Raw genomic sequence first — 23,801 nt, 5'->3', positions numbered from 1 at the left:
CCCGGGCCCGGCTCACCTACGCACGCGCTCACTCGACCGGGGCGCCCGGCCTCCGCTTGTGCGGGATCGGGCAGCCACCGACGCCGGAGGTCGGGAACGTACCGAGCTCGCCGACCTCGTAACCGTCCGGATAGCCCTTGATCTCCGGGTTCTGGCGCGCATAGTGCGCGGTCGACCGCGGCGGCAGCAGTCGCACGGCCCTCGCCCGCAGCCGCAGCGCGCCGCGGGTGAGATGGCGTGCGACGGGGCCCGGTCGTTCGTAACGGAACGCCCGCAGCAACGCATCGTCGAGGAGTGCGAGGCTGGCTTTGCGCACGACGGGTGCGAGCGGGCCCGGATACCAGGAGCCCATCAGTGCCAGCGTGGCATCGGAGACGCCGCGCGCCCCTTCGTCCCAGCCGAAGTGCTCGTCCTCGTATGTGTCGAGCGTGCGCTCGAATTCCTCGAAGGTCTGCGGCACGTCCTTGATGCCCATGTGCGCGCCCAGAGTGCGGTAGTAGACGGCGAACGCCCGCAGTTCGTGATCGGAGAGGCGGCGCCAGCCGTAGCTGTCGATCCAGCGCTTCGGGACCACGACGAACGTACACAGCACATAGCGCATGTCGTCGTTGCTGATGTCGTAGCTTCGGTGCATCTGATTGATCCGGCGGATCGCCGTGCGCCCCAGGTCGCTGTCGAAGCCGTGCTCCACCACGGTGTCGAGGAGCAGCGCGGTGTCGTCGTACCGTTTCTGCGAACGGTCCGTCAGCTCAGCCGTTTCGGCAAGGAGTCGGCCGATACTGGGGACCGCGTACGTGCGGTACAGGGCCAGTTCGAGCGCACGGGTGATGTCCCAGGGGAACTCGTACGTCGCCGTGAGCCGGTAGATCTCCAGAAAGTCCCACTCCGGATCGAGCCGCCTGATCTCCTTCAGCCGGTCGTATCGCTTCACCGCGTTGCCCCCGTTCATCGGTCGAAGGTCAAACTCTACGCGGAAGGGGAAGACCGTAAGCATGTACGACCGCACCACGCGTGCACGGCTCCCCGGAAGGCGGTCCCCCATGATCGACATGCTCAGCAGTCTGCGAAAGGCTGTGTCACCCGGCCGGAAGGGTGAGCGGCCCGCGCCGCCGCGCGAGGAACGGCAGCGCAAGCAGCACAATCTGTTCGACGCGGCCGCCGCCTATGTCTCGGCTTGCGTGGACGACGACCTGGACCGGATGGACGAAGCGAGCGGCTGGGTGTCACCGGAGGCGCTCTCCTTCGGGGTGAACGAACTGGCCTGCCGGGCGGTCACCGCGCTGGCGCGGGAGACCGGCCAGTCGCCGCAGACCGTGGCCCGTACGCTGCTCGGTCTCCCCACCGACTGAACCGCGTCGTCCGCCCGCCGACGGCTCGGTGGATCCTGCCTTGTCAGGGCCTCGACGGCCGCGTTACCCACTGGTTAAGGTGCGCCGACGGAAAACGATGAGGGACGAGGAGGGTGCTGTGGCCGGGACGGACGACACAGTCGCCGACGAGGACGCACTGTATGTGCTGACTGCGGTGCTGCTGACACCCGCGCAGTTCCCGAGCGTGCTCGGGGACGACTACCCGGCGGCCTGCGCGGCACTCGGCCTCGAACCGTACGCCGAGGGTTACGGGCTGGTTCTCGGGCAGGACGACGGCGGGGCCCGGTGGACCGTCGTCGTCGATGACGTGTCCCTGGTCGCCGTCGCGATCGCCTCCTGGGACTGCGGTATGGAGTACGACCTCTCCCCCGACGACCGTTCGGTGGTCTGCGCGCTCCGTGGCTGGCCGCTGGCGCTGGCGGTCGCCGCGCCGGGGGTGCCGGCGCCGCACGACCCGCTGCCGGACCCGGAGGCCGCGGGAACCGATCTGCCGCCGCTGAGCCCTCCCGACACGGAATCGTGGGGGCCTCCGCAGCGGCGGCTGGGCGCCGACGAGATCGCGTTGCAGTGGGCGGCGTGGCGCGAGCAGATCGACGACGCCACGGCGTTCGCGGATCCGGACGTCGTGGGCAGTACCGATGAGGCGAAAGGCGAGCACGCCGCAGACGTCGCGCACGCTTCGGACCGTACGGGTTCCGCGGACGAGGAGGGTGCGGGAGACCCGGATACCGACGCAAGCACCGACGCGGAAGCCTCCCCCGACACTTCCACTGCCGATACCGATGAAAATCGCCCGGCCGACCACACCGTGCCCGCCGGCGTCCATCCCGGTGTCCGACGAGCGCTGGCAGAAGCCCATGCCTACGTGGACAGCCCGCCGCCGATCGGACGTATCCGCTCCTCGTTCGCCCCCGGTGACGCCCGCACGCTGCGAGCCGATGGCCCCGGCTGGTCCCTGGTCGCCCGGACCGACGACATCGCTTTCATCCTGCTGGACGAGGAACCCGGCGAGGTCCTGCCGGTTGGCCGCGGGGCGGAGCTGCCCGGTCTGCTGAAGGCACTCGACGCGCTCGCCGTGCGACCGGCCTGAGTCCCGGCGCCCACCCCACCACCGGGCTGAGGGCGCTCGCAGTGCCTGCTCCGTCCCGGCCTGCGCCGCCGGGTCGCAATTCGGCCTGTGGTTGAGCCGGAGGCTTCGCCGGCCACCTGCGCGGCCCTGCTGCCCTGCCCGCCCCGTCGGCCTCTACACACGCTCCAGCGGTCGGTGCGGTTCGGCGGGAAGTTCGACCGTGAGCGGGTCGCCGGGCCGGACCACCCCGCCGGTCCTGACGATGCTCATGATCCCGGCCTTGCGCACGATGTTGCCCGCCTCGTCACGACCGACGACCTGCTTGAGCAGCCCTGCCTGAAAGGTTTCGATCTGCAAGCACGGGTTGCGCAGGCCCGTGACCTCGACGACGGCCTCGTCGCCGAGGTGCAGCAGCGTGCCCACAGGCAGCGCGAGGAGATCGACGCCACGCGTGGTGACGTTCTCCCCGAGGTCACCGGGGGCGACCTCGAAGCCCTCTGCACGCAGCTCGTCGAAGAGTTCCTCGTGGATGAGATGAACCTGGCGCAGATTCGGCTGGGTGGGGTCCTGTGCGACGCGGGAACGGTGCTTCACCGTGGCTCCCGCATGAACATCTCCCTCCACTCCGAGTCCGGTCAGCAGGGTAAGGGACTGGCGGTTCGGCTTGGTGAATGAGTAAACCTCGCTCCTGCTCACCGCGGTGACGGTCCCGCTCATCTACGAAGAACCCCCTTTCAGCGGCCAATTTCCTTACGGGTGATCCTGCGGAGCCTGCGCCGCTGGGAGGGATCCAGCATCAGGTAGGCCACTGTCGGCACTCCGATCAGCACCAGCAGCGACAGCCAGAATCCGATGAACGGCATCAGGATGACTGCCGCGACGACTCCCCCGATGGCAATCTTTGCGCTGTTCGACATCGTCCACGCCTCCTACGCGGCTCACGCCGCTCCTGATGTGAGAACGCCCGTGCGTCCCCTCCGGTTCCAGCCCGCAGCGGCGGGCCTCCCACCGGGTCACCGCAGCGGTTCACCGACCTCGTGCATGTGCTGCAGCGCCTGCCGGTAGGACTCGATGAGTCCGGTCTCCGCGTACGGCATGCCGAGCGCCTCGCAGTGGGCGCGCACCAGGGGCTGTGCCCGGCGCAGATGGGGGCGGGGCATGCTCGGGAAGAGGTGGTGCTCGATCTGGTAGTTGAGCCCGCCGAGGAACCAGTCGGTGAGGACGCCACCACGCACGTTGCGCGAGGTGAGGACCTGCCGCTGGAGATGCCCCCAGCGCTCGCCGTCGGGATCGGGCATCTCCATGCCCTTGTGGTTCGGCGCGAAGGCCATGCCCAGGTGGAGCCCGAAGAGTGCATGGTGCACGAGTGCGAAGACGACCGCCTTGCCGGGAGACATGACGGTGAGGAGCAGCGTCGCGTACAACCCGAGGTGGGTGACGAGGAGGGCTGCCGAGTGGGCCCGCTCACGGGTCGGCTGCTGCCGCAGGTACTGGAAGCCGGAGATCTTGAGGGCGATGCCTTCGAGGAGCAGCATCGGGAAGAACAGCCGGGCCTGGTTACGGGTCAGCCAGCGGGCGCAGCCTTCGCGCTGGGCCGCCTGCTTCTGGGTCCACACGAGGGCGCCGACGCCGACGTCCGGGTCCTTGTCGATGTGGTTGGGGTTGGCGTGGTGGCGTACGTGTTTATCGTTCCACCAGGCCTCGTTCATGCCGAGGAGCAGATTGGCGTGGATCAGACCGATGAACCTGCTCGCCTTTCGGACGCCGGTGATCTGGGTGTGTCCGGCGTCATGGCCGACGAACGCGGTGCGGGCCCAGAAGACCGCCAACGGCAGGGCGAGCAGCAGGGTCCACCAGGTGTCGCCGAGGAGGGCCAGGCCGGTCGTCACGGCGCCCAGGGCGAGGAGGTTGGCCGCGATGCGTGCCGCGTACCAACCGGTGCGCTGCTTCAGCAGTCCGTGTGCCTTGACGGCCCGCAGGAGAGGCGCGAAGTCGCTCCCGGAAGGTCCGGTGCCTCGCTCGCATCCCGCCGGTGCGGCAGTTCCCGTGTCTGGGGCGTCTCGCGCTCCTCCGGCACTGTCCGCACTCCGGGCACGGTCGCGGGTGCGGTCCGCGACGGTGACTACGGCCTCGGGCATGGCGTCTCCGGTCTCTGGGAGGCTTGAAATCTGCTCTGACCTGTTGAAACGTACGGGCGGAGGCCACCCGCCAACCATGGCGCCACCACCCGGCATTCCGGGGGGCAGCCCCCTCCCCACAGGGGGGTGCTGGCTACACCCGACAGCCCCAGACACCCATGAAAGTGACGTGGATCACGGCGATCACACTCCCGCGCGGCGCTGCCGTGGAGTACCCTCGGCGATCTTGGCATCCACTAGTCAAATTTGAGGAATCCGACATCACCGTGCACAGGCTTCCCGCGCCGTCCCCCGCCGAGATCTCCGCACTCTCCCGCTGCTCCGTCGTCTTCCTGCCCTCGGACCCCGCCCGCACCGGCCGGGTCGCCTTCTGCCATCCGGACGGCAGTAGCCCGCCCGACGCCCCGGGGACGGTCGAGGAACTGACCGTCGTCGGGGCCGATGCCCGCCCGTACCGTGTTCCTGCCCTGCTGCTGCCCGTACGCGACTCCCTGCCCGTTCTGACCCGCGCGCGGGCGGCCGCGCACTCCCATCCCGCGGCGGCGTTCTGGGGCACTGCCGCACTCCTCACCCTTCAATTCGCCGCCCGCGGACTGCTGCTGCCGGGGCTGAGCGCCACGGACCACGACGCCTGGCGGACCGGTCCCCTGACGGCCGCCGATCTCGACCTGATCCGTGACCTCGCGGCCTCCATGCCCCCCACCGCCCATGCGGTGCCGCTCGACGAGGACACCGAGCCCGTGCTGCTGCCGGAGCCGGAGCGGCTGCTGCGCGCATTCCTGGACGCGGTCGCGGACGGCCTGCCGCGCACGCCCGCAGCGGTGTTCGCCACCGGCAGCCCGGCGTTCGCCGTCGACACGCCGCAGCGGCTGCCGGACCGTCGCGACTGGGCCGCTGATGTCGCGGCCGGGCACGACGCGGGAGTGCGGCTCTCGCTGCGTATCGAGCTCACCGGTCCTCCCAGGGTGCATGAGGACACCGAGCCGGGTGTCGGGCCGTCGTTCCGTGCAGTCCTGCAGATCCACAGCGTCAGCGATCCGACACTGGTCGCCGATGCCGCCGACGTCTGGGCGGGCAACGCACCGACCGCGGCGGCGTTCGGCCCTCGGGCCCGGATGGACGCCCTCCTCGCGCTGCGCCGCGCCGCCCGCGCCTGGCCGCCGCTGACCCCGCTGCTGTCGGCCGCCGTACCGGATTCCGTCGATCCGGCCGATGAGGAGATCACCGAACTGCTCGGCCCTGCCGCGCGGGCGCTCGCCGCGACCGGGGTCCAGGTGCACTGGCCCAAGGAGCTCGCCCGTACCCTCACCGCACGCGCGGTGATCGGCCCGCCGGACGACGAGAACGACGACGGCGAATCCCGCAACGGGCGGTCCGCGTCGGACATCCCGTCGTTCCTGTCCGCCGACGCGCTGCTGGCGTTCAACTGGTGGTTCGCACTCGGCGACCAGAAGCTGAGCCGCGCCGAACTGGACCGCCTGGCCGAGGCCAGCAGGCCGATCGTCCGGCTGCGCGACCAGTGGGTGCTCATCGACCCCGCGGAGGCACGCCGCGCCCGCGAGGCGCAGGACCGCAAGGTCGCCCCGATCGACGCGCTCGGCGCCGTACTGACCGGTTCCACCGAGGTCGACGGCCGCAGGGTCGACGTACAGGCGACCGGCTGGCTCGCCCGGCTGCGGTCCAGGCTCGCCGAACCCGAGTCGGGCGAGCAGCAGACGATCGGTCAGCCGGCCGCGCTCGCCGCGACGCTGCGGGACTATCAGCTGCGCGGTCTGAACTGGCTGCACACCATGACCTCGCTCGGCCTCGGCGGCTGTCTGGCCGACGACATGGGTCTGGGCAAGACCATCACGCTCATCGCCCTGCATCTGCACCGGCAGAGCGTCGACGAGGCAGCCGGACCGACCCTGGTGATCTGCCCGGCCTCACTGATGGGCAACTGGCAACGGGAGATCGAGAAGTTCGCCCCCGGCACGCCGGTGCGCCGCTTCCACGGCGCGTCCCGCAGCCTGGAGGGTCTGGTGGACGGCGAGTTCGTCCTCACCACGTACGGCACGATGCGGCTCGACGCGGCGAGGCTCACCGAAGCCGGGTGGTCCATGGTGGTCGCCGACGAGGCACAGCACGTCAAGAACCCGTACTCGGCGACCGCGAAGCAGCTGCGGACGATCAGCGCGCGAGCCCGGGTGGCACTCACCGGCACCCCGGTGGAGAACAACCTCTCCGAACTGTGGGCGATCCTCGACTGGACGACGCCCGGGCTGCTGGGCCGGCTCGGCACGTTCCGCACCCGGTACGCGCGGGCCGCAGAGGACGGCAGCGACCCGGCGGCGGCCGAACGGCTCGCCGCGCTGGTCCGGCCATTTCTGCTGCGACGGCGCAAGTCCGACCCGGGCATCGCTCCGGAACTGCCGCCGAAGACGGAGACGGACCGTGCGGTGTCACTGACGGCGGAACAGACCGGTCTGTACGAGGCGGTGGTACGGGAGACCCTGGCCGAGATCTCCGGCGCGGACGGGTTCGCCCGGCGCGGTCTGGTGGTGAAACTGCTGACGGCGCTGAAGCAGATCTGCAACCACCCGGCGCAGTACCTCAAGGAGGAGCGGCCGCGGATCGCGGACCGTTCGGGAAAGCTGGAGCTCCTGGACGAACTGCTCGACACGATCCTCGCGGAGGATGCGAGCGTGCTCGTGTTCACCCAGTACGTACAGATGGCACAGCTGCTGGAACAGCATCTGGCGGCGCGCGGAGTGCGTACTCAGTTCCTGCACGGCGGCACGCCGATCGCCGAACGCGAGGCCATGGTGGACCGGTTCCAGGCGGGCGAGGCCCCCGTCTTCCTGCTGTCGCTGAAAGCGGCGGGCACGGGGCTCAACCTCACCCGGGCCGGCCATGTCGTGCACTTCGACCGCTGGTGGAACCCGGCGGTCGAAGCACAGGCCACCGACCGCGCGTACCGCATCGGGCAGACCCAGCCGGTCCAGGTGCACCGCCTGATCGCCGAGGGAACGATCGAGGACCGGATCGCCGACATGCTGGCCCGCAAACAGGGTCTCGCGGATGCGGTACTCGGTTCCGGCGAGGCGGCGCTGACAGAACTGACCGACGCGGAACTGGCGGATCTGGTGGAGTTGCGAGGGGGCGCGCGATGAGTGACGGCTATGAGAACGACGCATACGAGATCGACGGGTACGAATCCGACGACATCGCCGATGAGGAGTCGGCACCGGAACAGGAACGTACCTTCGCCGCCCTGCCCCCGACGCCGGGCCGCGGTTTCGCCGAGTCCTGGTGGGGTCGGGCATGGCTGAAGGCCATGGAGGACACGGCGCTGGACGGCAAACAGGTCAAGCAGGGGCGCCAGTTCGCCCGCGAGGGGCGGGTCGGCGCGGTCTCCGTACGGCCCGGTCGGATCACCGCGGTCGTCCAGGACTGGGACTCGACCGCGTACCGCAGTGATGTGCTGCTTCAGCAGCTGAGCGAGGACGAGTGGGACCGGTTCCTGGACATGGCCGCCGACCGGGCCGGGCACATCGCCGCACTGCTCGACCGGGAGATGCCACCGCATCTGGTGGAGGACGCGGCGGCGGCCGGAGTCGATCTGCTGCCGGGCATCGGAGACCTGGATCCTGAGTGCACATGCGAGGCATGGGACCACTGTCCGCACGCCGCCGCCCTCTGCTACCAGGTCGCGCGGCTGCTGGACCAGGACCCGTTCGTACTCCTGCTGATGCGTGGGCGCGGCGAACGGCGGCTGCTCGACGATCTCCAGGTGCGCATCGCGGTCCGAGCTGCGAAACGGGAACCTGCGGAGTCCTCCGCCGCGGAGGACCGTCATGTGCGCGGCGTACGGGCGGACGAGACGTTCGCCGCACGGGACATCCTGCCGCCACTGCCCGCTCCCCCGCCGCTGCCCGCGGAGCCAGGTCCCGCCCCGTCGCTGCGCACGGAGACCGAACCGGAGCCCGGTCTCGACCCGGCGGCACTGGAGGTACTGGTGACGGACAGTGCGGTACGCGCCTACCGGATGCTGGCGGACGCCCTTGCGCCGGGCCACGAACAGCGGCCGGTGCAGCACGAGTTGACGCCTGCGCAGGACGTGGTACGGCTGGTCGCCGATGCCCGTCCCGAGCCAGGGATCGTGGCACGGCTGAGCACCGGATCGGGGCGGCAGCGGGCCGAACTTGACGCGGCGGTGCGAGCCTGGGGTTACGGCGGAGCGGCCGCGCTCGCAGTGCTCGACGAGGAATGGGCGCCCGATCCCGAGTCCCTCGCCGGGGCCCGTGCTCGGCTCGCCGAGGCGTGGGAAGACGGCGAGCGCCCGCAGTTGCGGGCGGCGGGCAACCGCTGGACCGTTGCGGGTGGGGGCGTACAGCTTCGGTACGGACAGGACGGGCGCTGGTGGCCGTACCGCAAGGAACGTGGTCGCTGGAACCCGGCGGGCCCGGCGGGCCACGATCCGGCGGCGGTGCTGGCGGGCGCGCTCGGCGACGGTCACATCCCGGCAGGGGGGTCAGTGACAGAGCCATGATCGGACGCCGCCGTGGCGACGGCCCGCTGGTCCTTCGGCCCGGGGATCGGGTGCTTGATCGGGCATCTGCGCAGGTGGCGGCGGAGAAGGTACCGGGGATGAGGGGAACCGTTCCGGTTGCGCAGTTGGCGGACTCGCCCTTCGTCGGGCGTACCGGGCTCGTTGGCAGCGGAATCGAGACCTCGCTGACGGCTGTCGAGGTGCCACGCCCCCTGCGCTGATCCGCGTTCCTCACGCCCCGCACCCCCAATTTCCGCTCCCCCTGGCGACTTTCGACGTCCGACCGTCTTCCGCCACTCGCGCGGCGCCCGTACGGTAAGGCGCGCGAGACGCTCGGCCGTACATCGGACAACGCATTCCGGTCAGCGGACCAGAGGGGGTCACGGGGTGTCGGAGGGATCGGGTTCGGGCCTGTTGCGCGACGCCGTAGGGCTGCGCGAAGTCCTTTTCCAGAGCATCACGGCGATGGCGCCCGCCGCCGCCATCGCCGCGTCCATACCGTCGGGTGCCGCGTTCGCCGGCGGCAGTCTGCCGCTGTCCGTGCTGGTGGCGCTGGTGGCCTGTCTGTTCACCGCGTCGTGTGTCGCGGAACTGGCCCGCCATCTACCCGCGGCCGGTTCGGTCGCCGCATACTCCGCGCAGGGCCTGCATCCGGCCGTCGGCTTCCTCGCCGGCTGGGGCTATGTCTTTGTCGAGGCGCTGGTGCCGGCGCTGCTGTTGCTGCAGTTCGGCTTCACCACGGCGGGCACGCTGCACCAGGAGTGGTCGTCCTACCCGGCGGACCTGTGGTGGCCCTGGTCGCTGCTGGGGGCAGTGATCATCGCACTCGCCGGCTACTTCGGGGTACGGGCGTCCGCCCGATTCGGCACCGTCCTCGGCATCTTCGAGGTGCTGGTCTTCGTCGCATTCGCGGTGCTGCTGATCGGGAAGGCCGGTTCCGACAACACGCTGTCGGTGTTCGGTCCGTCGCACACCGCGGACGGCTTCGATGGGATCAGCGGAATCTTCGCCGGCTCGGTCTACACCGTGCTGGCGTTCGCGGGCTTCGAAGCGGCGGCGCCGCTCGCCGAGGAGACGAAGAACCCGCGGCGCACCATGCGACGGGCGGTGCTCGGCGCCGCGCTGTCGATCGGCCTGGTGTACATCCTCACCACATATGCCATGTCCGTGTACTTCGGGCCCGACCGGTTCGCCGGATTCGGCTCCTCGGGGGCGGCGTCATGGGAAGGCGTGGCGCGCGCCTCGTTCGGGCTGTTCTGGGTCCTGCTCTTTCTCGCCGTCGTCAACTCGACCGTGGCCAATGCCAATGCGTGCGCGAACGTGTCGACGCGCACGGCCTTCGCGCTCGGACGTATCGGCGTCTTCCCACAGGCGTTCGCGCGGCTCCATCCGCGCCGCCGCTCGCCCGTCACCGGTGTGGCGGTGCAGTTCGTGATCGCGGTCGGCGCGGCCCTCGGGCTCGGCTTCGGCTATGACCCGGTGACTGCGTTCGTCCTCCTGGCGACCGTCATCGTCACCGTGATCATCGGCGTGTACATCGTCGTCAACCTGGCCTGTGCCGGGTACTTCCTGCGCCGGCGTCGCGAGGCGTTCAACCCCGTACTTCATCTTCTCTTCCCGGTACTGGGCATCGCGGCGTTCATACCGGCGCTGCTGACGGCCGCCGGGATCCCGGCCTTCGACTTCGTCTCGGAGCTCAGCGCCCCCGTCTCGTACGCCGGTCCGGTCGTCGGTGTCTGGATGCTCATCGGCATCGTTGTGCTGGTGGTACTGGTGCGCAGACATCCGGAGCGGGTGGCCCAGACCGGACGGATCCATCTGGACGAGGCGCCGGAGGCCGTCGTCGATATCGGAACAGGAGCAGAACAGCGATGAGCGACCCGCGGATCCTGACCGTGCGCCCCAAGGAGGGCGAGTACGCCTGGACCTTCGGCGGTGCGGCGCCGGCGGCCCGGATCGAGCCCGGTACCTTCCTCGATGTGTACACGGAGGACTGCTTCGCGGGCCGGGTGCGCTCCGAGAAGGACCTGGTCTCCGCCGTCTGCGAGTTTCCGAGCCAGGCCGGTGAAGCACCGCTGGCGAACGTCTGCGACACCAACTACACCTGCGTGGCGAAGATTCGCAAGGAGTGGCTGCCCGCGGGTGATCCTCATCGTGGACTGCACCGACACCTCCGTGAAACCGCTACCCTGCTCCCCGCCCCCTGACGCTGTACACCGTCTCCCCTTTCCCCCCACACACAGGAGCGTTGATGCACCGCAGAAGGATTCTTCAGGGCGCTGCGGCGACCGCCGCGGCGGCCCTGCTGCCGGCTTCCACCCGTGCCATGGCCTCAGCGGAGGCGGGCAGCACCGACTACCCGGTCGCGCATTGGGCACCCGCTTCCACGTCCAACTACACAGCGTCGACGCGGCCCTCGGCCTATCCGGTGCAGTACGTGATCATCCATGTCACGCAGGAGAACTTCTCGGACACGATCGGCATCTTCCAGAATCCGGCGAAGCGGGTCTCCGCACACTACGTGGTGCGCTCGGCGGACGGGTACGTCGCGCAGTGCGTGCGGGAGCAGAACATCGCCTGGCATGCGGGCAATTGGGACTACAACACCCGCAGCGTCGGCATCGAGCACGAGGGCTGGGTCGACCAGCCGGCGTACTTCACCAACGCCCTGTACGAGCAGTCCGCTCTGCTGACCGCGTCGGTCTGCGACCGGTACGGCATCCCCAAGGACCGCGCGCACATTCTCGGTCACGCCCAGGTCCCGGGCACCGACCACACCGATCCCGGCCCCAACTGGGACTGGGTGCGCTACATCCGCCTCGTCAACCTCTACAGCACCGGCTGACCCGGCGCGGGTCCGATTACTCTCCGCACCTAGGTTGTCGCCGAGCCCGGCTGCGACGACCATGGGGTGCACGAGTCCCCCGGACGGGAGAGTGAGTTGACGGACCCCTGGGTGGCGCTGACCGCCGACGCGGACCCCGGCGAACGGCTCGGCGAACTGCGCCACGCACACGAGGTGTTCACCACCGCGGGACGGCTGGAACGGCCGGTACGCTCCGTGGTCGGCGAGTCGTGGCGGCGCTCCGCGCGGGCCCGGGTCAGCCCGGACGGTGCGGCCCTGGTCGAGCTGGGTCCGGACGAACTCGGGCCGTACCGGGAGGGCCACCCCCTCGCCCGCGCCATGCCGGTGATCCGTGAACTGATGGGAGCGTACGCGACCGACGGCGAACATCTCCTCGCTGTGTGCGACGCGCACGGCCGACTGCTCTGGGTCGAAGGCCACGCGACGACCCGCCGACGCGCCGACCGGATGAACTTCGTGGAGGGTGCCCGGTGGTCCGAGTCCGTGGCCGGGACGAACGCGCCGGGGACGGCGATCGCCGTGGACCGTCCGGTGCAGGTGTTCGCCGCCGAGCACTTCCTGCGCCCGGTCCAGCAGTGGACCTGCGCCGCGGCGCCACTGCACGACCCGCGCACGGGACGGGTGCTGGGCGCCGTCGACATCACCGGCGGCAACCGGCTCGCCCATCCGCACAGCCTGGCGTTCGTCCAGGCGGTGGCGCGCGCCGCCGAGTCCCAGCTCGCCCTGCTCGCGCCCGAATCAGCCGCGGAGTCCGTGCAGCTGAGCGCGCTCGGCCGGGACGAGGCGCTGCTCGTCGTGGGCGGCCGCAAGATCCGGCTCAGCAGGCGGCACAGCGAGATCCTGGTGGCACTCGCCCGTCACCCGGAGGGCCTCGGAGGCGACGAACTGCTCGTCGAGCTGTACGAGGACGAGTCGGTGACCTCGGTGACCCTGCGGGCCGAACTCTCCCGGCTGCGAAGGCTGCTCGGCCACGAACTGCTGCTTTCCCGCCCCTACCGGTTCGCCGCGCCGGTCGACGCCGACTTCGACGGCGTGGCGCGCAGACTGGCGTCCGGTGCGTTGGCAGCGGCACTCAGCGCGTACGCGGGACCGCTGCTGCCGGGCTCGCAGGCACCGTCCGTCGTCCGGCTGCGGCGCCGTCTCGACGATCAGCTGCGGGCCTCGCTGATCGCGCGCGGCGACCCGGGGCTGCTGGCGGACTGGGCGTACAGCCCCTGGGGCGAGGACGACCTGCCGGTGTGGCAGGCGCTCGCCGCGGCGGCACCTCCCGGGCAGCGGCCGGCGCTGCTGGCAAGGGCCCGCACGCTCGACGCCGAACAGCGCTGACACCTCTGCTGTCCGGCGCAACGAGACTGCAACGTTCCCGTCCCTAGCCTCGCGCCGAGGGCCGTCCAACGGCGGGCGGCACCGGATCCGGGAGGCCACAGAGATGACCCGTTACGCTGCGCCGGGCACCGAGGGCGCCATCGTCTCGTACGAGTCCCGCTACGACCACTGGATCGGCAGCGCGTACGTCCCGCCGGCCCTCGGCCAGTACTTCGAGAATCCGAGCCCCGTCAACGGGCGCCCGTTCACCGAGATCGCCCGCGGCACCGCCGAGGACGTCGAACGCGCCCTGGACGCGGCCCACGCCTCCGCCCCCGCCTGGGGCGCCACCGCGGCCGGTGAGCGCGCCTCGGTCCTCAACCGGATCGCGGACCGGATGGAGGCACACCTCGAGGAGCTGGCGGTCGCCGAGAGCTGGGACAACGGCAAGCCGGTACGGGAGACCCTGGCCGCCGACATCCCGCTCGCGATCGACCACTTCCGGTACTTCGCGGGCGCGTTGCGCGCCCAGGAGGGCTCGCTCAGCGAGATCGACGACGACACCGTCGCGTATCACTTCCACGAGCCGCTCGGCGTGGTTGCCCAGATCATCCCGTGGAACTTCCCGATCCTGATGGCGACGTGGAAACTCGCCCCGGCGCTCGCCGCGGGCAACGCGGTGGTCCTCAAGCCCGCGGAGCAGACCCCGGCCTCGATCCATGTGTGGCTGAGCCTGGTCGCCGATCTGCTGCCGCCGGGTGTCGTCAACATCGTCAACGGCTTCGGCGCGGAGGCGGGCAAGCCCCTCGCATCCAGCCCGCGCGTCGCAAAGATCGCCTTCACCGGCGAGACCACGACGGGGCGGCTGATCATGCAGTACGCATCCGAGAACATCAAGCCGGTGACGCTGGAACTGGGCGGCAAGTCCCCGAACATCTTCTTCGACGACGTCTGGTCGGCCGACGACGAATTCCGCGACAAGGCCCTCGAAGGGTTCACCATGTTCGCCCTCAACCAGGGCGAGGTCTGCACCTGCCCGTCGCGGGCGCTGATCCAGCGCGGACACTACAGCGAGTTCCTGGAGGCGGGCATCGCCCGCACCGAGCAGATCGTGCCCGGCCACCCGCTGGACACGGACACGATGATCGGCGCCCAGGCCTCCAACGACCAGCTGCAGAAGATCCTCTCGTACCTGGACATCGGCCAGCAGGAGGGCGCGAAGGTCCTGTCGGGCGGACAGCGGATCGAGTACGACGGAGAACTGGCGGGCGGCTACTACGTCCAGCCGACGGTCTTCGAGGGCGACAACCGGATGCGGGTCTTCCAGGAGGAGATCTTCGGCCCGGTCGTCGCCGTCACCTCCTTCTCGGACTTCGACGACGCGATCAGGACGGCGAACGACACCCTGTACGGGCTCGGGGCGGGCGTCTGGACCCGGGACATCAACACCGCGTACCGCGCGGGCCGGTCGATCCAGGCGGGTCGGGTCTGGACGAACTGCTACCACGCGTACCCGGCTCACGCCGCCTTCGGCGGCTACAAGCAGTCCGGTATCGGCAGGGAGAACCACAGGATGATGCTTGAGCACTATCAGCAGACGAAGAATCTTCTGGTGTCGTACTCGCCGAAGAAGCTGGGCTTCTTCTAGACGCACGAAGAAAGGCCCCTGACCTGGGCTTTCACCCGTCAGGCGCCCTTCGCTCAGCCCGCTCTCGACCGAGCCCGGCTGGCGCGCTAACTCCCAGTTCCTCCCACTGCGGTACCCCTCCTGACCAGTGCTTCCGGACCAGTCACGGACCAAACCCCCGGTTCAGCCCTCGGGTGCGTCACCTTGGCTGACGCGCTGCCACTCGTTCATGGACTGCTCGATGAGGCGGTTCGCCTGCTCTCGAAGGCCGTCAAGGAACTTGGCGTAGTGGCGGAAGAGAACCTCGATGCTCTGGCCGCGAAGGCGCTGCGGTGCCGCGCGTGCCAGATGGCTTCGGACACCGACTGGCGCATGCCCGCGGTGGTGCCGAGGACACAGTCCAGACGGGTGTGGTTGACCATGTCGATGATGGTGGGAACGCCGCGACCGGGCTCGCCGACCCGCACCGCCCAGGTTCCGTCGAATTCCACCTCGGAGGACGCGTTCGACTTGTTGCCGAGCTTGTTCTTCAGCCGCTGGATACGGACGGTGTTACGGGTGCCGTCGGCCAGCACACGCGGCACGAGGAAGCAGGTCAGCCCGGCCGGGGCCTGGGCCAGAACAAGGAAGGCGTCCGACTGCGGGGCCGAGAAGAACCACTTGTGGCCGGTCAGCAGGTGGGCCCGGCCGTCGGGGTCGGAGGCCATCGGAACCGCGCGGGTGGTGTTGGCGCGGACGTCGGAACCTCCCTGCTTCTCCGTCATGCCCATGCCGAACGTCAGCCCCGACTTGCTGCCCGGGGCGATCAGCCGCGGGTCGTACGAGCGGCTCAGCAGGCCTGGGAGCCAGTCACGGCCCACCTCGCCGTCGCGCTGCAGCACCGGGACGACGGCGTGCGACATCGACATCGGGCAGGCGTGGCCCGGCTCGATCTGGGCGAACAGCATGAACGACGCCGCCCGCGCGACCGCGGCACCCGGCTTCGGATCGGCCCAGGCCTGCTGCACCGCGGTGAGCTCATGACCTGCCACATGACGGAAGACCACGGCGAGCAGCTCCTGTTTGGAGGCGAAGCGGTTGTAGACGCTGCCGGTGGCCACTCCGGCCCGCTCGGCGAGCGCGGAGATGCCGGCCGCGGCGTATCCGCCCTCGGCCAGCAGCCGCCGCGCGGCGTCCAGCAGCCGCTGGCGATACACGAGCCGGGTCGCCTCGGTACGGGCGGTGGGTCGGTAGGCCACGATGATCTGAACCGCGATTCATAACTTCAGCTCCCACTGCACCACCGTTGTGTCCGCCGCGCAATGATCGGCGGCTGTCGGCGGCCGTCGGTGGCGGCAGAGAGGTAGAACCCCCTTTCTCTTTTCCCCGGGCGACAGAAAGCCCGTTCGAGGCCGGGTGGGCGACGGCTGTTACAGAATTCCGTGCCGGTCACGCAGGGGTGAACCATGGTGTGCGCGGGTTGACGTGGCGCGCACCGTGCCGGATGCGCCGGTCCCGAACGGGTGGGTGCAGTGCTCAGTGATTGACAGGTACCCGGGCAGTCGAATGCGTGCCAAGCGCATGCGCGTGTGACGGAAATGTCTGCATTTCGTAACACGCATCGATGTGTCTGTCGCAAATCGGGCGATCGGGCCAAAGTGTGCGCTCTCGGCGTCACGCCGGGACCGATCAACGCTCGGGCCGCACGGTCCGGGCCTAGCCGGGATGTCATACGGCCGGCGTGGGCCTCCCGAGGGGAGGAACAGTGCGGGGCGGGCGTGGGCCTCCCGAAGGGAGGAACAGTGCGGGAGGCGTGGGCCTCCCGGGAGGAGGAACAGTGTTGGGCGAACACGTCGAGCCACAGGGGACCTGGGGGGTTCTGTGCGGCAAGGGGGACTAGTCAGCCCGTTTTCGTCGGCGCGCGAGCGTCTGGCGAACGGCGCGATCAGACAGCCCGCTTTCGAATGGGAGCAGCGGTACCGCCGTGCCGTGATCACCAGCGATACCGTGGCCACCGCCTTCGTGGTGGCGGCCATCGGCAACTTCTTCGGGGCCCGGGACGCGGCCAACTGGCATGAGAAGTGGGGAATTCTCGCATTCGGCACCGAGCTGCTGGTGCTGGGGGCGCTTGCGGTGAGCCGGTCGTGGGCTCCGGCCGTACTCGGCCAGGGCGCCGAGGAATTCCGCCGGCTCGGACGCTCACTGTTCGCGGCGACCGTCGTACTGGCGCTCGGCGGGATCGCCCTCACCTCGCGCAACATCAAGCTCTGGATCTTCGTCGCGATCCCCGCGATCGCGCTCATCACCATGACGGAGCGGTATCTGCTGCGCCTCTGGCTGCACAAACAACGGAAGGAAGGACGGTGCCTGCGACCGGTGCTCGCTGCCGGGAGCCTGGCCACCGTGCGCGACCTGGTCACCCGAACCCGCAAGTTCCCGCACCTCGGCTGGCGGGTGGATGCGGTGTGCACGACGGACGGTCTCGGGCTCGACGGTGACCAACTGGACGGAGTGCCGGTCGTCGGCCGACTGGCCGATGTCGCGAGCCACGTCCACCGCGACGGCTACCGTGTCGTCGCGGTCACACCGGACCCGCACTGGTCACCGGACCGGCTGCAGCGGCTTGCTTGGAACCTCGAAGACAGCGACGCCGAGATGGTCGTGGCCCCCGTGCTGATGGAGGTGGCCGGCCCGCGGCTGCGCATCGACGCGGTGCTCGGGATCCCGCTGCTGCGGGTCAGCATGCCGACCTTCACCGGGGGCCGCCGGGCGATCAAAGAGGTCGTCGATCGGATGGGCGCGGCGATCCTGCTGGTGCTGTTCGCGCCGCTGATGGTGCTCGTCGGGCTGCTCGTGCTGGTGGACAGTCGGGGCGGGGCGTTCTACCGCCAGCGCAGAGTCGGCAAGGACGGCCGCGAGTTCACCATTCTCAAGTTCCGCACCATGGCCGCCGGGGCTCACAGGGCACGTGCCGAGCTGGCCGACCGCAACGAGGGCGCCGGCCTGCTGTTCAAGCTCCGCCGGGATCCGCGGGTGACCCGGGTGGGAGCAGTGCTGCGCCGGTACTCGATCGACGAGCTCCCGCAGCTTTTCAACGTGCTCACCGGATCGATGTCGCTCGTCGGTCCGCGGCCTCCGTTGCCGGGGGAATCCGCTGCGTACGGCCCGGACATCCGGCGGCGGCTGCTGGTCAAGCCCGGGCTGACCGGCCTGTGGCAGATCAGCGGACGCAGCGACCTGCCGTGGGAGGAGGCGGTGCGGCTGGACCTTCGGTACGTGGAGGACTGGTCGCTCGCCCTGGACACAGTGATCTTGTGGAAGACGCTGCGTGCGGTGCTCTACGGGCAGGGGGCCTACTGATGCGCAGGGGTCGTCGTCCGGCCGGCGCACGGACCGCAGGCCGAGAGGGCCTGCCTGGAGGGAGGAACGGGTCATGAGAGTCAGCGTTTTCGGGCTCGGCTACGTGGGCTGCGTGTCGGCCGCGTGCCTGGCCAGCATGGGTCACGAGGTCATCGGAGTGGACGTGAACCAGGTGAAGGTCGACCTGGTCAACGACGGCAAGGCCCCGGTGGTCGAGGAGCGTATCGGCGAGCTCATCGCCGAGGTCGTGCGGACCGGAGCGCTACGCGCTACCGGCGACGTCCGCGAGGCGATCATGGGCAGCGAGATTTCACTGGTCTGCGTGGGCACGCCGTCGGAGCCCAACGGCAGCCTGTGCACCACGTACTTGGAGCGGGTCACCGAGCAGATCGGCGCCGCGCTGGCCGAGCGGGGTGGCTGGCACACCGTTGTGTTCCGCAGCACCATGCTCCCGGGCACCTGCCTGAACCTGCTGGTACCGATCCTGGAGAAGTACGTCGGCGGCACAGCCGGGATGGACTTCGGGGTCGCGGTCAACCCGGAGTTCCTGCGCGAGGGCACGAGCGTGCGGGACTTCTTCGACCCGCCCAAGACCGTCATCGGTGAGCTCGACCCGGCAAGCGGCGATGCGGTGATGACGCTGTACGACGGCTTGCCCGGCGAGGTGTTCCGGGTGCCGGTCCCGACGGCCGAAGCGATCAAGTACGCGGACAACGCGTTCCACGGCCTCAAGATCGGCTTCGCGAACGAGCTGGGCGCGGTGTGCCAGGCGCTCGGGGTGGACTCGCACCAGGTGATGGACGTGTTCCTGGCCGACCGCAAGCTGAACATCAGCCCCGCCTACCTGCGGCCCGGCTTCGCCTTCGGTGGCTCCTGCCTGCCCAAGGACCTGCGCAGCCTGGTCCACGCGGCACAGCGGGCCGACGTCTCGGTACCCATCCTCGCCCACGTGCTGCCCTCCAACTCCGACCATCTGCAGCGCGCGGTGGACCTCGTCGAGCGCACCGGCAAGCGCCGGGTGGGCCTGTTCGGGCTGTCCTTCAAACCCGGCACCGACGACCTCCGGGAAAGCCCGCTCGTCGAGCTGGCGGAGAGGCTCTTCGGCAAGGGTTACGACCTGCGGATCTACGACGCCAACGTGAGCCTCTCCCGGCTGATCGGCGCGAACCGCGAGTACATCGAGACCCGGCTGCCGCACCTCGCGCAGCTGCTCGCGGACTCCGTCGACGAGGTGCTCGAGCACGCCGAGGTGTGCCTGGTCGGGACCAGAGACCCGGCCGTGCTGTCGGCGCTGCCCCATGGCGACGGACCGGTGATCGTCGACCTCATCCACCTTCCCGACGCCGAGACGCGCCGGACCGAACCGGGGTACATGGGCCTTGCTTGGTAACGCAACCAGCGGCGACGGGCCGGCCCGTCGCGCGCTGATCCTGGTTGAGAACCTGTCGGTGCCCTTCGACCGGCGGGTGTGGCAGGAGTGCACGACGCTGCGCGACGCGGGCTGGACGGTGCACATCATCTGTCCCCAGGGGAGTACGCGGGACACGGAGCCGGAGGCAGAGGTCGACGGGGTGCGGATCCACCGCTACCCGTTGCGCGCGGCCACCGGAGGGCCTGCCGGCTACCTGCGGGAGTACGGATCGGCGTTGTGGCACACGACCCGGCTGGCCCGCAAGGTCGGCCCGGTCGACGTGGTCCACGCCTGCAACCCGCCCGACCTGCTGTTCCTGCCGGCACTGTGGCTGAAGCGGCGCGGGGCACGGTTCGTCTTCGACCAGCACGACCTGGTACCCGAGCTGTACCTCTCCCGGTTCGGCCGCGGCGAGGATCTGCTCTACCGCGCCGTGCGCGCGCTGGAACGGCTGACCTACCGGGCCGCGAACGTCGTCCTCGCCACGAACGAGAGCTACCGGGACGTCGCGGTGCGCCGTGGCGGTCGGCGGCCATCGGACGTTTTCGTGGTGCGCAGCGCGCCCCAGACCGACCGGTTCCAACCGGTGCCGCCCGAGCCGGAGTTGAAGCGCGGCAAGCCTCATCTGCTGTGCTACCTCGGCGTCATGGGCCCTCAGGACGGCGTCGACTACGCCTTGCGGGCGCTTGCGAAGCTCCGCGACGAGTTCGGGAGGACCGACTGGCATGCGGTGTTCGTCGGCTCCGGCGACGCCTTCGACGCGATGGTGGAGCTGTCCCGGCGGCTCGAGCTCGGTGAGCAGGTGCAGTTCACCGGGCGCATTCCGGACGCCGACCTGGTGCGCTACCTGTCCACCGCGGACGTGTGCCTTTCCCCCGACCCGCGCAATCCACTCAACGACGTGTCGACCATGAACAAGGTCCTGGAGTACATGGCAATGGGCCGACCCATCGTCTCGTTCGACCTGAAGGAGGCGCGCGTCTCCGCCGGTGACGCCGCCGTCTACGCGCCCGCCAACGACGAGGCCGAATTCGCCAAGCTCATCGCGCTGCTCCTTGACGATCCGGAGCAGCGGGCCCGGATGGGCAAGATCGGCCAGGAGCGGGTCAGCGGGCAGCTTTCCTGGCGGAACTCGCAAGCGTCGCTGCTCGCTGCCTACGCCGCCGCCTGCCGTGACCACACCCCGGTGTCGACGGGCGACCCGGTCCGAACGGGGAAGAGGCAGCGCAGTTGAGCGATGACACGATCCGTCTGGTCACGATCGGGCGGATTCTCCGTCGACGGTGGCGGCTTCTCGCGGTCCTCGCCGTGGTGGGCGCGCTCGTCGGCTACGGCGCCTCGGTGGTGTTCCCGCCGCGGTACACGGCGTCGGCATCGGTACTGCTGCCGGGGCAGTGGGAAGAGCGCGAGCTGCTGACTCAGGTGGACATCGCGACCAGTTCGTCGGTGGTCGACCGCGCGGCCGCCAAGCTCGGCTGGAAGGGCGTCAGCGGCGGCGAACTGCGGGATCGAGTGAGTGCCAAGGCCGCCGACGGGAACATCATCAAGATCTCGGGTACAGCCGACACCCCGAAGCGCGCGCAGCAGCTCTCCGACCAAATGGCCCAGCAATTCATCAAATTCGCCGCGCGGATCGCAGGCGGCAGCACCGACCTCGACGCGGCTACGGGGACCGAGGTGCTGCGGCAGAAGGCGGTGGAGACCAACCGCCGCATCACCGACCTGGCCAATGCGGCCGATCCGGGGCAGACCGTGGAGAGCGTGCAGACCCGCACCGAGCTCGAGAAGCTGCGCACCTCACTGCAGGAGGCCATCACCAAGCTGGACCAGGCCGACCCGGCGACCGGCAAGGCCAACATGGTCGTCATGGGGCCGGCGGCCCGGCCGACCGGCGAGGCGCCGCCAACGAGGATGCAGCTCATCGTCGCCGGGGCGCTGCTGTTCTTCCTGCTCGCGGTCATCGGCCATCTCACCGCCGCCCGGATGAACCGCCGACTGCGCACCCAACCGGAAATCGCCGCGGCACTGGGCTCGGCGCTGCTAGGCACCGTCGACGTACCTGATGAACGGCCCGCGCACCGGCCGGAAGACCGTGGCCAACGGGCCCGGATCCGCCGACTCCTCGGTGTCGACACCCGGTGGGACCTACCGACCCCGCAGACGTCCGGCGACGAGGCCGGCAGACAGATCCGCTACCGGCGGGTGTGCGCCCGCCTCCGGGACCAACTGCCCGCCCCCCGGCGGCTGCTGGTTGTCGTCCCGGACGGCGACACGATCGCCCGCCGGGCCGCCGGACAGCTCGCCGCCGAGGCCGAGAGCGATCCTTCCCCAAGCTCTTCGAGCAGGGGATACCCCGTGCTGCGGGTAGTGGAGGTTTCGGTGTCCCAGCCGATGGTGCCGGACCGCGACAACGAGTCCGGTGCCCTGGTCGTCCTCAGCGCGGGCAGCTGGACCGCAGGGGACCTCGCCGGCATCGCCGAGGCATGTGCGGACGCCAAGCACGAGGTCGTCGGCATCGTCCTCGCCGGCACGGTCCGGGTCCGTTCGACGCAATCCGTCGGCCGTCCTCGAAATGCCGCCACGCCGGCGCTCGCGGTGGGCGGCGACGCAACGGGAGGTTCAAGGTGACGACGAGCACATCTTCGGAGTCGTCGGCCGCCGCTCCGCTGCTGGACCTGCAGGCGCTGGTAGTGGCGGTGCGGAGGCGGCGCCGCCTCTGGTGCTCCATGGCGCTGCTGGGGCTGCTCGTCGGCGCGGCGGTGGCGGTCCTGCTGCCATCGCCGCCGACCGCGGTGACCAAGGTGCTGGTCGCGCATCAGGAGGACCAGCCGAACGACCCCGGAACGCTGATCCGCACCGACATCGCGCTGCTGCAAACCACGCGGATCGCCGACAAGGCCCTGAAGTCCCTCGACTCCCCGGAAAAACCAGAGGACTTCATGCGGAACTACCAGGCCATCGGCTTGACCAACAACCTGCTGCAGATCAATGTGACGGCTGACAGCGATGCGGAAGCGGTGGCCCGCGCCAAGGCGCTGGCCGATGCGTTCGTCGCGGACCATCTGAGGCGGATGCAGGAAGCCGCGAACGCCGAGTCCAAGGCCCTGCTCGACCAGCGTGACCGAATGCGGGACGATCTCGCCAAGGTCAACAAGGCGATCAGAAACGGATCGCCGAAGAGTGAGCCGACGGCGTCGGCGGACCTGGAGTCCCTCTTCGCCCGCCGGACCGAACTCACCGAGCGGATCAGCGATTTCGGCCAGCGCGCCGCGGAGGCACGCATCGGCACGCCCAAGGTCATCGCCCGTACACAGATCGTGGACACCCCGCGCGCGGTGCGGCACTCAATGCCCAGGGCGGCTGTCACCAATGCCGCGATCGGGCTCGTCCTCGGGCTCGTCCTCGGGCTCGCGGTGGCCGCGGTCGGCGCGGTGGTGGCGGACCGCCCCGTGCTGCGCCGGGAGATCGCGGCGAACCTGGGCGCCTCGGTCATCGCGGAGCTGCCCCGCCGGTCGGGCAGGCTGTGGCAGCGCCGACGGATCCGGGCGGCACGCGAACGGCTCACCGCGTCACTGGCCCGCACCGTGCGCAGCTCCGCGGAACCGGTGTCGCTGCTGGAACTTGGGTGTGCGCGCAGCACGAGCGTGATCGCCCTGGACCTCGCCAGGGCACTGGCGCCGGAGGGGCCAGTGGTCATCATCGATGGTCTGCCCCGCCCGCAGCTCGCAGGCCGCCGCCAGAAACCAGGAGACCCGACCGTGGTCAGCGGCGAGCGTGCCGCGCCCGTGTCGCACCAGGACCGCAGGGTCGGGGTCGGCTCGGTGGCGCCCGGCACGGCGTGGACCGACCTCCAGTACCTCGGCACGCAGACCGTGCTCGTGGTGCGGGCCGGGCACGGCAGCGCGGCATGGCTGCACACCGTGGCGCGGCAGCTCGCGGACCAGCGTATTCCGGTGATCGGTGTGGTGCTGATCGACCCCGATCCGCGTGACCGGACCGACGGCACGCTGTGGGACGGGCTGCACACCGCGCTGCGCGGCCAGAACGAGCTGCTGGCCCGACAGAACGGGACAGGCCGGCCGCGGGCTGAGCGGCTGCCGATGTGGGCGGCACGGGTCCCGGACAGCGACCAGGAGGGGCGGTAG

General features: G+C 70.1%; 19 protein-coding genes and 1 pseudogene. 15 read left to right on the top strand and 5 right to left on the bottom strand.

Annotated elements, in window-relative coordinates:
- Positions 1–28: 28 nt before the first annotated feature.
- Complete coding sequence (locus tag ACIBB8_RS22020) at positions 29–949, bottom strand: oxygenase MpaB family protein (RefSeq protein WP_398954562.1); 921 nt, start codon at positions 947–949, stop codon at positions 29–31.
- Positions 950–1,040: 91 nt separating this feature from the next.
- On the opposite strand from ACIBB8_RS22020, the gene ACIBB8_RS22015 reads away from it, so the two are divergent.
- A complete protein-coding gene (locus ACIBB8_RS22015) occupies positions 1,041–1,349 on the top strand; it encodes a hypothetical protein (protein ID WP_398954560.1) in 309 nt (102 codons plus the stop codon).
- Between the two features lie 118 nt (positions 1,350–1,467).
- Positions 1,468–2,460, top strand: coding sequence for a hypothetical protein (locus ACIBB8_RS22010; protein ID WP_398954558.1), 993 nt, complete (start codon positions 1,468–1,470; stop codon positions 2,458–2,460).
- A 153-nt stretch (positions 2,461–2,613) separates the two neighbouring features.
- Here the strand turns inward: ACIBB8_RS22010 and ACIBB8_RS22005 are convergent, their stop codons facing one another.
- The 3 genes from ACIBB8_RS22005 to ACIBB8_RS21995 form a co-directional block, all read right to left on the bottom strand.
- Positions 2,614–3,156, bottom strand: coding sequence for an MOSC domain-containing protein (locus ACIBB8_RS22005; protein WP_398954555.1), 543 nt, complete (start codon positions 3,154–3,156; stop codon positions 2,614–2,616).
- A 17-nt stretch (positions 3,157–3,173) separates the two neighbouring features.
- Positions 3,174–3,356: a hypothetical protein gene (locus ACIBB8_RS22000; protein ID WP_266977895.1), complete on the bottom strand. Its 183-nt coding sequence runs from the start codon at positions 3,354–3,356 to the stop codon at positions 3,174–3,176.
- Positions 3,357–3,452: 96 nt separating this feature from the next.
- Positions 3,453–4,577 carry a fatty acid desaturase family protein gene (locus ACIBB8_RS21995; RefSeq protein WP_398954553.1) on the bottom strand — a complete coding sequence of 375 codons (1,125 nt, stop codon included), beginning with the start codon at positions 4,575–4,577 and terminating at the stop codon, positions 3,453–3,455.
- 266 nt (positions 4,578–4,843) lie between these two features.
- Between ACIBB8_RS21995 and ACIBB8_RS21990 the strand changes: the two genes are divergently transcribed.
- From ACIBB8_RS21990 to ACIBB8_RS21955, 8 genes and pseudogenes are all read left to right on the top strand, one after another.
- Positions 4,844–7,729 (top strand): DEAD/DEAH box helicase, encoded by a 2,886-nt coding sequence (locus ACIBB8_RS21990; RefSeq protein WP_398954550.1) that lies wholly within the window; start codon positions 4,844–4,846, stop codon positions 7,727–7,729.
- Positions 7,726–9,108, top strand: a complete 1,383-nt coding sequence (locus tag ACIBB8_RS21985) for an SWF or SNF family helicase (RefSeq protein ID WP_398954548.1) — start codon at positions 7,726–7,728, stop codon at positions 9,106–9,108. The genes ACIBB8_RS21990 and ACIBB8_RS21985 overlap by 4 nt, the downstream gene beginning before the upstream one ends.
- A 98-nt stretch (positions 9,109–9,206) precedes the next feature.
- Complete coding sequence (locus tag ACIBB8_RS21980; protein ID WP_398954546.1) at positions 9,207–9,329, top strand: hypothetical protein; 123 nt, start codon at positions 9,207–9,209, stop codon at positions 9,327–9,329.
- Positions 9,330–9,495: 166 nt separating this feature from the next.
- A complete protein-coding gene (locus tag ACIBB8_RS21975) occupies positions 9,496–10,983 on the top strand; it encodes an APC family permease (protein WP_398954544.1) in 1,488 nt (495 codons plus the stop codon).
- Positions 10,980–11,162: pseudogene (locus tag ACIBB8_RS21970) on the top strand (acetamidase); the annotation flags it as partial. The gene ACIBB8_RS21975 and the pseudogene ACIBB8_RS21970, both read left to right, overlap by 4 nt.
- Before the next feature lie 197 nt (positions 11,163–11,359).
- Positions 11,360–11,953 carry an N-acetylmuramoyl-L-alanine amidase gene (locus tag ACIBB8_RS21965; RefSeq protein ID WP_398954542.1) on the top strand — a complete coding sequence of 198 codons (594 nt, stop codon included), beginning with the start codon at positions 11,360–11,362 and terminating at the stop codon, positions 11,951–11,953.
- Between the two features lie 96 nt (positions 11,954–12,049).
- Positions 12,050–13,300 carry a GAF domain-containing protein gene (locus ACIBB8_RS21960; protein ID WP_398954540.1) on the top strand — a complete coding sequence of 417 codons (1,251 nt, stop codon included), beginning with the start codon at positions 12,050–12,052 and terminating at the stop codon, positions 13,298–13,300.
- Positions 13,301–13,403: 103 nt separating this feature from the next.
- Positions 13,404–14,927, top strand: a complete 1,524-nt coding sequence (locus ACIBB8_RS21955) for an aldehyde dehydrogenase family protein (RefSeq protein WP_398954538.1) — start codon at positions 13,404–13,406, stop codon at positions 14,925–14,927.
- Positions 14,928–15,133: 206 nt separating this feature from the next.
- On the opposite strand, the gene ACIBB8_RS21950 is transcribed toward ACIBB8_RS21955, so the two are convergent.
- On the bottom strand, positions 15,134–16,144 hold the full coding sequence (locus ACIBB8_RS21950) for a TetR family transcriptional regulator (RefSeq protein WP_398954536.1): 1,011 nt from the start codon (positions 16,142–16,144) through the stop codon (positions 15,134–15,136).
- A 622-nt stretch (positions 16,145–16,766) separates the two neighbouring features.
- On the opposite strand from ACIBB8_RS21950, the gene ACIBB8_RS21945 reads away from it, so the two are divergent.
- From ACIBB8_RS21945 to ACIBB8_RS21925, 5 genes are all read left to right on the top strand, one after another.
- Complete coding sequence (locus tag ACIBB8_RS21945) at positions 16,767–18,245, top strand: sugar transferase (protein WP_398954534.1); 1,479 nt, start codon at positions 16,767–16,769, stop codon at positions 18,243–18,245.
- A 73-nt stretch (positions 18,246–18,318) separates the two neighbouring features.
- On the top strand, positions 18,319–19,635 hold the full coding sequence (locus tag ACIBB8_RS21940; RefSeq protein WP_376345381.1) for a nucleotide sugar dehydrogenase: 1,317 nt from the start codon (positions 18,319–18,321) through the stop codon (positions 19,633–19,635).
- Positions 19,625–20,890 carry a glycosyltransferase family 4 protein gene (locus ACIBB8_RS21935; protein WP_398954532.1) on the top strand — a complete coding sequence of 422 codons (1,266 nt, stop codon included), beginning with the start codon at positions 19,625–19,627 and terminating at the stop codon, positions 20,888–20,890. Before ACIBB8_RS21940 ends, ACIBB8_RS21935 begins: the two co-directional genes overlap by 11 nt.
- On the top strand, positions 20,887–22,284 hold the full coding sequence (locus ACIBB8_RS21930; RefSeq protein WP_376345377.1) for a Wzz/FepE/Etk N-terminal domain-containing protein: 1,398 nt from the start codon (positions 20,887–20,889) through the stop codon (positions 22,282–22,284). The genes ACIBB8_RS21935 and ACIBB8_RS21930 overlap by 4 nt, the downstream gene beginning before the upstream one ends.
- Entirely contained in the window at positions 22,281–23,801 is a 1,521-nt protein-coding gene (locus ACIBB8_RS21925; RefSeq protein WP_398954530.1) for a Wzz/FepE/Etk N-terminal domain-containing protein, read from the top strand. Before ACIBB8_RS21930 ends, ACIBB8_RS21925 begins: the two co-directional genes overlap by 4 nt.

Origin of the sequence: Streptomyces sp. NPDC051286 (genome assembly GCF_044455345.1) — a bacterium.
In the GTDB taxonomy this organism is placed as follows: Bacteria; Actinomycetota; Actinomycetes; order Streptomycetales; family Streptomycetaceae; genus Streptomyces.
This window is presented reverse-complemented; position numbering and strand designations above follow the sequence as displayed.

Bases quoted from the DNA above. Each gene is read 5' to 3' on its own strand.
- ACIBB8_RS21940 (WP_376345381.1), top strand. From the start codon at position 18,319: ATGAGAGTCAGCGTTTTCGGGCTCGGCTACGTGGGCTGCGTGTCGGCC.
- ACIBB8_RS21955 (WP_398954538.1), top strand. From the start codon at position 13,404: ATGACCCGTTACGCTGCGCCGGGCACCGAGGGCGCCATCGTCTCGTAC.
- ACIBB8_RS21985 (WP_398954548.1), top strand. From the start codon at position 7,726: ATGAGTGACGGCTATGAGAACGACGCATACGAGATCGACGGGTACGAA.
- ACIBB8_RS22000 (WP_266977895.1), bottom strand. From the start codon at position 3,356: ATGTCGAACAGCGCAAAGATTGCCATCGGGGGAGTCGTCGCGGCAGTC.
- ACIBB8_RS21965 (WP_398954542.1), top strand. From the start codon at position 11,360: ATGCACCGCAGAAGGATTCTTCAGGGCGCTGCGGCGACCGCCGCGGCG.
- ACIBB8_RS22005 (WP_398954555.1), bottom strand. From the start codon at position 3,156: ATGAGCGGGACCGTCACCGCGGTGAGCAGGAGCGAGGTTTACTCATTC.
- ACIBB8_RS21995 (WP_398954553.1), bottom strand. From the start codon at position 4,577: ATGCCCGAGGCCGTAGTCACCGTCGCGGACCGCACCCGCGACCGTGCC.
- ACIBB8_RS22020 (WP_398954562.1), bottom strand. From the start codon at position 949: ATGAACGGGGGCAACGCGGTGAAGCGATACGACCGGCTGAAGGAGATC.
- ACIBB8_RS21980 (WP_398954546.1), top strand. From the start codon at position 9,207: ATGAGGGGAACCGTTCCGGTTGCGCAGTTGGCGGACTCGCCCTTCGTC.
- ACIBB8_RS22015 (WP_398954560.1), top strand. From the start codon at position 1,041: ATGATCGACATGCTCAGCAGTCTGCGAAAGGCTGTGTCACCCGGCCGG.